General features: G+C 70.8%; 8 protein-coding genes and 1 pseudogene. 7 read left to right on the plus strand and 2 right to left on the minus strand.

Annotated elements, in window-relative coordinates; all coding sequences use genetic code 11:
• Nucleotides 1-65 precede the first annotated feature (65 nt).
• The 6 genes and pseudogenes from sigJ to proC all read left to right on the plus strand — a co-directional run bounded on the left by sigJ (nt 66) and on the right by proC (nt 4,730).
• Complete coding sequence (gene sigJ, locus ACWCP0_RS26645; protein WP_451081304.1) at nt 66-944, plus strand: RNA polymerase sigma factor SigJ; 879 nt, start codon at nt 66-68, stop codon at nt 942-944.
• 152 nt (nt 945-1,096) lie between these two features.
• Nucleotides 1,097-1,525, plus strand: a pseudogene (locus tag ACWCP0_RS26650) (FAD-dependent oxidoreductase); the annotation flags it as partial.
• Nucleotides 1,526-1,763: 238 nt separating this feature from the next.
• Nucleotides 1,764-2,234 (plus strand): hypothetical protein, encoded by a 471-nt coding sequence (locus ACWCP0_RS26655; protein WP_451081321.1) that lies wholly within the window; start codon nt 1,764-1,766, stop codon nt 2,232-2,234.
• A 35-nt stretch (nt 2,235-2,269) separates the two neighbouring features.
• Nucleotides 2,270-3,058, plus strand: a complete 789-nt coding sequence (locus ACWCP0_RS26660; RefSeq protein ID WP_451081322.1) for an ABC transporter ATP-binding protein — start codon at nt 2,270-2,272, stop codon at nt 3,056-3,058.
• Nucleotides 3,055-3,792, plus strand: a complete 738-nt coding sequence (locus tag ACWCP0_RS26665) for an ABC transporter permease (protein ID WP_451081305.1) — start codon at nt 3,055-3,057, stop codon at nt 3,790-3,792. Before ACWCP0_RS26660 ends, ACWCP0_RS26665 begins: the two co-directional genes overlap by 4 nt.
• 128 nt (nt 3,793-3,920) lie before the next feature.
• Entirely contained in the window at nt 3,921-4,730 is an 810-nt protein-coding gene (gene proC, locus ACWCP0_RS26670) for a pyrroline-5-carboxylate reductase (protein WP_451081306.1), read from the plus strand.
• Nucleotides 4,731-4,733: 3 nt separating this feature from the next.
• Here the strand turns inward: proC and ACWCP0_RS26675 are convergent, their stop codons facing one another.
• Nucleotides 4,734-5,321: a cysteine hydrolase family protein gene (locus ACWCP0_RS26675; protein ID WP_451081307.1), complete on the minus strand. Its 588-nt coding sequence runs from the start codon at nt 5,319-5,321 to the stop codon at nt 4,734-4,736.
• 74 nt (nt 5,322-5,395) lie between these two features.
• Between ACWCP0_RS26675 and ACWCP0_RS26680 the strand changes: the two genes are divergently transcribed.
• Nucleotides 5,396-6,397 (plus strand): GlxA family transcriptional regulator, encoded by a 1,002-nt coding sequence (locus ACWCP0_RS26680; RefSeq protein WP_451081308.1) that lies wholly within the window; start codon nt 5,396-5,398, stop codon nt 6,395-6,397.
• Here the strand turns inward: ACWCP0_RS26680 and trpS are convergent.
• Entirely contained in the window at nt 6,364-7,362 is a 999-nt protein-coding gene (trpS, locus tag ACWCP0_RS26685) for a tryptophan--tRNA ligase (protein ID WP_451081309.1), read from the minus strand. The genes ACWCP0_RS26680 and trpS overlap by 34 nt on opposite strands.
• Between the last annotated feature and the right edge of the window lie 653 nt (nt 7,363-8,015).

The raw sequence follows: 8,015 nt of genomic DNA on the forward strand, positions 1-8,015 counted from the left end.
GAGCGTCTCTTCCCCAGAGGGCCGTACATCAAGAGACACGTACGCCAGAGGAGGAGCACCGGACCATGGCAGAGCTCACGCTCTTCGAGCAGCAGCGCAACCGCCTGTGGGGTATCGCCTACCGGATCACCGGTTCGGTCGCGGACGCCGACGACGCCGTGCAGGAGGCCTGGCTGCGCTGGCAGGGCCTGCCCGACGGGGAGGCCGAGGACCCGCGCGCGTATCTGACGACCGTCATCAGCAGGATCTGTTACGACCAGCTCGGCTCCGCCCGCTCCCGCCGCGAGGCGTATGTCGGGCCCTGGCTGCCGGAGCCGGTGATCAGTGCGGACGACCCCGAGGACCGGGTGACCCTCGACGAGTCGGTCGGGATGGCGATGCTGACCGTCCTGGAACGGCTCACGCCCGCCGAGCGCACCGCCTTCATCCTCCACGACGTCTTCGCCGTGCCGTTCCCGGAGATCGCCGAGGTCGTCGGCCGCACCCCAGATTCCGTACGGCAACTCGCCTCCCGCGCCCGCCGGCGTGTCCGCGCCGAGGCGCCCCGCCGAACCGTCGACCGCGGCGAGCACCGGCGTGCCGTCGACGCGTTCCTCACGGCGGTCATGGGCGGCGACTTCGACGGGCTGCTGGAGATCCTGGACCCCGATGTGGTCTGGCGCTCCGACGGCGGTGGCAAGGTCGCCGCGGCGCGGCTTCCGGTTCTCGGCGACGAGAAGGTCGCCCGCTTCGCCCAGCGCCTCGTGCGCGGCTTCGACCCGGCGACGATGCAGGTGCTCGTACGGGAGGTGAACGGTGCCCCGGGCGTCGTCTTCGCCGACCCCGTGGGCGCACAGGGCGCAGTGTTCGCGTTCACCGTGCACGGCGGACGGATCACCGAGATCGACGCGGTCATCAACCCCGACAAGCTGCGGCACCTGGACCTCGGGGGCGCGGGTGCGTGACTGGCGGCATGGGCACGTGAAGGTCGGGGGCGCGGGTGCGTGACTGGCGGCATGGGCACGTGAAGGTCGGGGGCGCGGGTGCGTGACGCGGCGGCATGGGCACGTGAACGTCGGCACTGTCACACTCCGCGCCGCTGCGTCGTCCCCCTTGCATGACCACAACGGACTCAGCGCACTCGACGCACTCGGCCGAACCGTGGCAGGTCCTGGTCCTCGGCGCGGGCTACGCGGGGCTCATCGCCGCACTCCGCCCGGCCCCGCACGCCCGCGTCACCCTCATCGACCCCAGCGACCGCTTCACCGAACGCGTCCGGCTCCACGAACTCGCCGCCGGCCGCCCCGATGTGACCCACCCCCTCACCGGACTGCTCGGCTCCACCGGAGTCGCGCACATCGCGTCCCGCGCCACCGTCATCGACCCCGTAGCCCGCCAGGTGACCACGGACGACGGCCGCAGCCTCCCGTACGACCGGCTCGTCCACGCGCTCGGCAGCCGCACCGCACCCTCCGGCGAGCGCGCCCACACACGCGAGTCCGCCGCCGCCCTGCACAAGCGGCTCCGTGGGCGGCCCGGCTCCCTCGCGGTCGTCGGCGGCGGCGGGCTGACGGGCATCGAACTCGCCGCCGAACTCGCCCGAGTCCCACACCGACTGGACCGTCCGCCTCCTCTCGGGCGGCGGCATCGGCGCCGGCCTCTCGGCGCGCGGCCGCGACCATGTCCGCGGGGTCCTGACGGCTCGGGGCGTCCGCATCGAGGAGGGCCACCGCGTCGGCCACGCCGACGACCTCGACGCGGACGCGGTCGTCTGGGCGGCCTCGATGATTCCCCACGCCGAACTCGCCGAGGCCGCAGGCTTCGTCCTCGACGCGTCCGGCCGTATCGCGGTCGACGGCGCTCTGCGCTCGGTGTCGCATCCCGAAATGTACGTCGCGGGCGACACGGCCGCCGCCCGCTCACCCAGGGCGGGCGCCCTGCGCATGGCCTGCGCGACCGCCCTCCCCACGGGAGCCCACGCGGCCTCCTCGATCATCTCGGAGTCCCGTGGCCGCGAACCGCGCCCGCTGAACTTCCGCTGTGCCGTCCAGTGCGTGAGCCTCGGCCGCCACGACGGCCTGATCCAGTTCGTCGGTCCGGACGACAGCCCCCACAAACGTCTCCTCACAGGCCGCCCGGCCGCCCTGACGAAGGAACAGGTGGTCCGTTCCACGGTCCGCTACCTGCGGCTGGTGCGCGGACAGTCGTCGCGCAGGGCCGGACGGGCCTCGGCCCGCACCCTGACAACGGCTTGACGGCCACCTCGCCCGGGAGCATTATTCACCGCATGATGAATAACGCTCCCGGGGGCGCTGGGGGCGCCGGGGACCCCGCCATCCACGCCCGCGCCCTCACCGTCGTACGAGGCACCCGCACCGTCCTCCGCGCCCTGGACTTCGACGTCCCGCCCGGCCAGATCACCGGCCTCCTCGGACCCTCCGGATGCGGCAAGTCGACCCTCATGCGGGCCGTCGTCGGCACCCAGGCCAAGGTCACCGGCACCCTCGACGTCCTCGGCCGTCCCGCGGGCGACGCCTCCCTCCGCTCCCGCATCGGCTACGTCACCCAAGCCCCCTCCGTCTACGACGATCTGACCGTCCGCCAGAACCTGGACTACTTCGCGTCGATCCTCGACGCCGGCCGCGCCGCCGCCGACCGCCGCCGGCAGCACGTCACCCAGGCCATCGCCGACGTCGACCTCGCAGGCCACGCCGACGCCCTCGCAGGCAATCTCTCCGGCGGACAGCGCAGCCGCGTCTCGCTCGCCGTCGCCCTCCTCGGCACCCCCGAACTGCTCGTCCTCGACGAGCCGACCGTCGGCCTGGACCCGGTCCTCCGCCGTGACCTGTGGGACCTCTTCCACCGCATCGCCGGCGAACGCGGCACCACGATCCTGGTCTCCTCGCACGTCATGGACGAGGCGGAGCGCTGCCACCGCCTCCTGCTCCTGCGCGAGGGCGAACTGCTCGCCGACGACACCCCCGAGGCCCTCCGGCACCGCAACGACACCGCGACTGTCGAGGACGCCTTCCTCCACCTCGTCGACACGGCCAACGCCCTCCAGGAGACAGCCCGATGAACTCGGCCCGCACCCTCGCCACCGCCGCCCGCGTCCTCCGCCAGCTGCGCCACGACCCGCGCTCGATCGGCCTGATGCTCCTGGTGCCCTGCGTGATGCTCTTCCTGCTGCGCTACGTCTTCGACGGCAGCCCGCAGGTCTTCGACTCCATCGGGGCCTCGCTCCTCGGCATCTTCCCCCTCATCACGATGTTCCTGGTGACCTCCATCGCCACGCTGCGCGAGCGCACCTCCGGCACCCTGGAGCGGCTGCTCGCCATGCCCCTGGGCAAGGGCGACCTGATCGCGGGCTACGCTCTGGCGTTCGGGCTGCTCGCCATCGTCCAGTCCGCCCTCGCCACCGGACTCGCGGTCTGGTTCCTCGGCCTCGACGTCGTCGGTTCGCCGTGGTTGCTGCTCCTCGTGGCCCTTCTGGACGCTTTGCTCGGCACGGCACTCGGCTTGTTCGTCTCCGCCTTCGCCGCCTCCGAGTACCAGGCGGTCCAGTTCATGCCGGCCGTGATCTTCCCCCAGCTCCTGCTCTGCGGACTGTTCATCGCCCGCGACAGGATGCAGCCCGTCCTCGAAGGCATCTCCGACGTCCTGCCCATGTCGTACGCCGTCGACGGCATGAACGAAGTGCTCCACCACACCGACGTCACCGCCGACTTCATCCGCGACGTCCTCATCGTCGCCGCCTGCGCCGTCCTCGTCCTCGCCCTGGGCGCGGCCACCCTGCGCCGCCGCACGGCGTGACCGCCCCTCGGACACCAAGGGCGCCACGCCGGGGCCGGTGAAAGGATGTCCATGTCCGTGGACGAGCCGTCCACGGACATGGACGAGCCTGTACGTGCACACGCACCACCCCCGGCGAGGTGACCCGCATGACCCAGACAGTCGCAGTCCTCGGTACCGGCAAGATCGGCGAGGCCCTGCTCAGCGGCATGATCAGGGCCGGCTGGCCCGCCGCCGCCCTCCTGGCCACCACCCGCCGCGCCGAACGGGCCGAGGAGCTCCGCAGCCGCTACGGCGTCGAGGCGGTCACCAACGCCGACGCCGCCAAGCGAGCCGACACCCTCATCCTCACCGTCAAGCCCCAGGACATGGGCAGGCTCCTCGACGAACTCGCCCCCCACGTCTCCGCGGACCGCCTCGTCATCAGCGCAGCGGCCGGCATCACCACCTCCACCATCGAGGGCCGTCTCGCCCCCAACACCCCTGTCGTCCGCGTCATGCCGAACACGCCCGTCCTCGTCGACGAGGGCATGTCCGTCATCTCCGCCGGCAGCCACGCCACCGCCGAGCACCTCGCCCACACCGAGGAGATCTTCGGCGGCGTCGGCAAGACCCTCCGCGTCCCCGAGTCCCAGCAGGACGCGGCCACGGCACTCTCCGGCTCCGGCCCGGCCTACTTCTACTTCCTCGTCGAGGCCATGACCGACGCCGGCATCCTCCTCGGCCTGCCCCGCGCCCAGGCCCACGACCTGATCGTCCAGGCCGCGATCGGCGCCGCCGTGATGCTCCGAGACTCCGGCGAGCACCCGGTCAAGCTCCGCGAGGCCGTCACCTCCCCTGCCGGCACCACCATCAGCGCGATCCGCGAGCTCGAGAACCACGGGGTGCGCGCCGCGCTCATCGCCGCCCTGGAGGCCGCCCGTGACCGCAGCCGCGAACTCGCCTCCGGCAACGGCTGAGGCTCACCGCGCAGCAGCGGCGACCACGTCCTCCGTCTTCACCACCGTCGCGAACCCACCGCCGTGCAGCGACACGGCGGTGGCCCGGGCCAGCTCGTCCGCGCCGAGCGCCCAGCCGAATGGCCCCACCTGGTCGAAGGTGTACGTCGCATCGAGCGCGAACAGCACCTCGTACCCGAGGTTCCCGCCCATGCGGGCCGTAGTCTCCGCGCACATGTTGGTCTGGATTCCGGCCACCACGATCTGCCGGACCCCCTCGGCCCCGAACCACGCCCCCAGATCCGGTGTGCCGTAGAACGCCGAGTTCACGGTCTTCGTCACCAGCAGCTCGGCTCCGCTGCCCTGCCCCCTCCTCTTCTCCACGTACTCCTTGAAGCCGTTCCCCTCGTGCCCCGGCCGCAGCGGCGACCCGGGCGTGGAGGAGTCGTGCCGCACGAAGACGACCGGCCTCCGACTCGCCTGCCACGCGTCGATCAGCCAGGCGATGTTCCCGTCCGCCCCGGGATTGTTCCGAGGCCCCCAGAAGTCCTCCTCCTCGAACCCCTTTTGCACATCGACGACCACCAGCGCTGCGTTCTCCGCGATCTCCATACCTTCGATGCTGCCGCCCCGAACGCCCTCGTCACAGAGGCGCAAAAGACGGCGATCGATGGTTTACTGCCACTATGGCGAACGGGTCGGTTCCACGAGCTCAACACATCGCGCTCCTCTCCTTCCCTGGCATCCGGGCCTTCGACGTCTGCGTCATCGGCGAGGTCTGGGGCGTCGACCGCACCGACCGGGGCGTACCGCCCTTCGAACTGCGCCGCACCGGCACCGACCGCACCCCCATCCCCATGCGCGGCGGCCTCAGCCTCACCCCCGACCGCACCCTCGACTGGCTCACCCGCGCCGATCTCATCGTCGTCCCCGGCCTCGACGACCACCTCACCCCGGCTCCCTCACCGGTCCTCGACGCCCTCCGCCGCGCTCACACCCGTGGCACCCCGATCGCCGCACTCTGCGGCGGCGCCTTCACCCTCGCCCAGGCCGGCCTGCTCGACGGCCGCCGCGCGATCACCCACTGGAACCTCACCGACCTCCTCCGCAAGCACCACCCCCAGGTCACCGTCGTCCCTGACGCGCTCTACCTCCACGACGCCAACCTCTGGACCTCCGCCGGTACCGCCGCCGGCATCGACCTCTGCCTCCACCTCGTTCGCCTCACCCACGGAGCCGAAGCCGCGGCCACCATCGCCCGGTCGATGGTCACCGCCCCCTTCCGCACCGGAACCCAGGCCCAGTTCATCGAGCACCCGACCCCGCGAGCCGACCGCGATGCCGACACGCTCGCAGCACTCCGCGACCATGTGCTCGCCCACCTCGAGGAACCCCACACCGTCGCGTCCCTCGCCGCGCGCGCAGGCATGTCCCCTCGCACCTTCGCCCGTCACTTCCAGGCCACGACAGGAACCACCCCGCTGCACTGGCTCATCACCCAGCGCGTCGCCGCCGCTCAGAAACTCCTCGAACTCACCGATCACCCCATCCCCGAAGTCGCCCGCCGCACGGGCTTCGGCAGCGAGGTGACCATGCGACAGCACTTCGCCGCTCACCTCGCCACCAGCCCTCGCGATTACCGGGCCGCCTTCCGTCAGCCGACCGGAAGCAGCCCGATCGCCTCATAGGCGCGATCCACCAGAGGACGGGCCATCGCCCGGGCCCGCTCGGCCCCCGCCTTCAACACCTCGTCCACATATCCCGGATCGGCCGCCAGCTCCGCGTGCCGCTCCCGCAAGGGCCTCAGGAACTCCACCACCGCCTCGGCCGTGTCCTTCTTCAACGCGCCGTACGACTCGTATACACCGGCCAAGGCCTCCGGGTTCCCGCGCTCACAGGCGGAGAGAATCTCCAGCAGATTCGCCACCCCCGGGCGCCCCTCCCGGTCGTACTCGACGTCCTGCCCGCTGTCCGTCACAGCCCGCATGACCTTGCGCCGGATCACGTCCGCGTCATCGAGCAGATAGACGATCCCGGCACCGCTCTCGTGCGACTTCCCCATCTTCGACGTCGGGTCCTGCAGATCCATCACCCGCGCCGCGACCTCCGGGTGCGTCGCCCTCGGCACCGTGAACACATGCCCGTACCGCTGGTTGAACCGCGCCGCCAGATCCCGGGTGAGTTCGACATGCTGCGCCTGGTCGTCCCCGACCGGTACCTCGTCCGTGCGGTACGCCAGGATGTCCGCCGCCATCAGCGCGGGATACGTCAGCAGCGACAGCCGCACGCTCTCCCCGGCGGCCCGCGCCCGTGCAGCCTTCTCCTTGTACTGGATCATGCGCCGCATCTCGCCGTCCGAGGCCGTGCACTCCAGCAGATACGAGAGTCGGGCGTGCTCATCCACATGGCTCTGCACGAACACGGTGCACCGCTGGGGATCCAGTCCCGCCGCCAGCAGCAGCGTCGCCGCCTGCCTGCTGAGCCTCCGCACCCGCGCCGGATCGTGCTCGACCGTCAACGCATGCAGATCCACGATGCCGAACAGCGCATCCGCCCGATCCTGATCCACCTCGACCCACCGCCGTACGGCCCCGAGGTAGTTGCCCAACGTCAAGTGCCCCGTCGGCTTGACCCCGCTGAAGATCCGCGTCATCCCTGTCTCCCTCTCCTGTCCTGTCGGAGCCGCCGCCATCAGCGACCGAGGCTCCCGGAAGAGGGGAGAAACGCGAACGGCCGCCGAAGCGGCGGCCGTGAGCGCATGCGTGCCGGCCGCCGTCAGGCGGCCCACCAATGCTGGGTGTGCGCACGCGTAGTCATGCGTCGAGGGTACGCCCCGAGGGCCGGGGTTGACATGAGAAACCCCGATCCGTAGTGTTCTCCGGGTTGTCCGACGTGAGCACCGACTCCGGTCGGCCCCGGGCAGCCATTCCGCAAGAACCACTCCAAGCGAGCGGCACTTCGTCGCCTTCGTTTTTCGTGCGCTTTTGCGAAATGAGGAATCCGCGTTCGATCGAGCGCAACCCGATTAGCGTCGGGAGTCAGGATTCCGCTAAAGTCTCACTCGTCGGAACGGCCCAACGGCCGGAAAGACAGCCCCCCTCTGACTGGGAGTCAGGCCCGAAAGAGTCTGATAGAGTCGGAACCGCCGGAAAGGGAAACGCGAAAGCGAAGAACGACCCGGCAGCCCGCTCCAGCGGGTGGCGGAAACGGAAAATCGGATCTGCTAAGCTGGAAACACCGAAGGGAAGCGCCCGGAGGAAAGCCCGAGAGGGTGAGTACGAAGGAAGCGTCCGTTCCTTGAGAACT

The sequence above is a fragment of the Streptomyces sp. NPDC001970 genome (assembly GCF_053594115.1).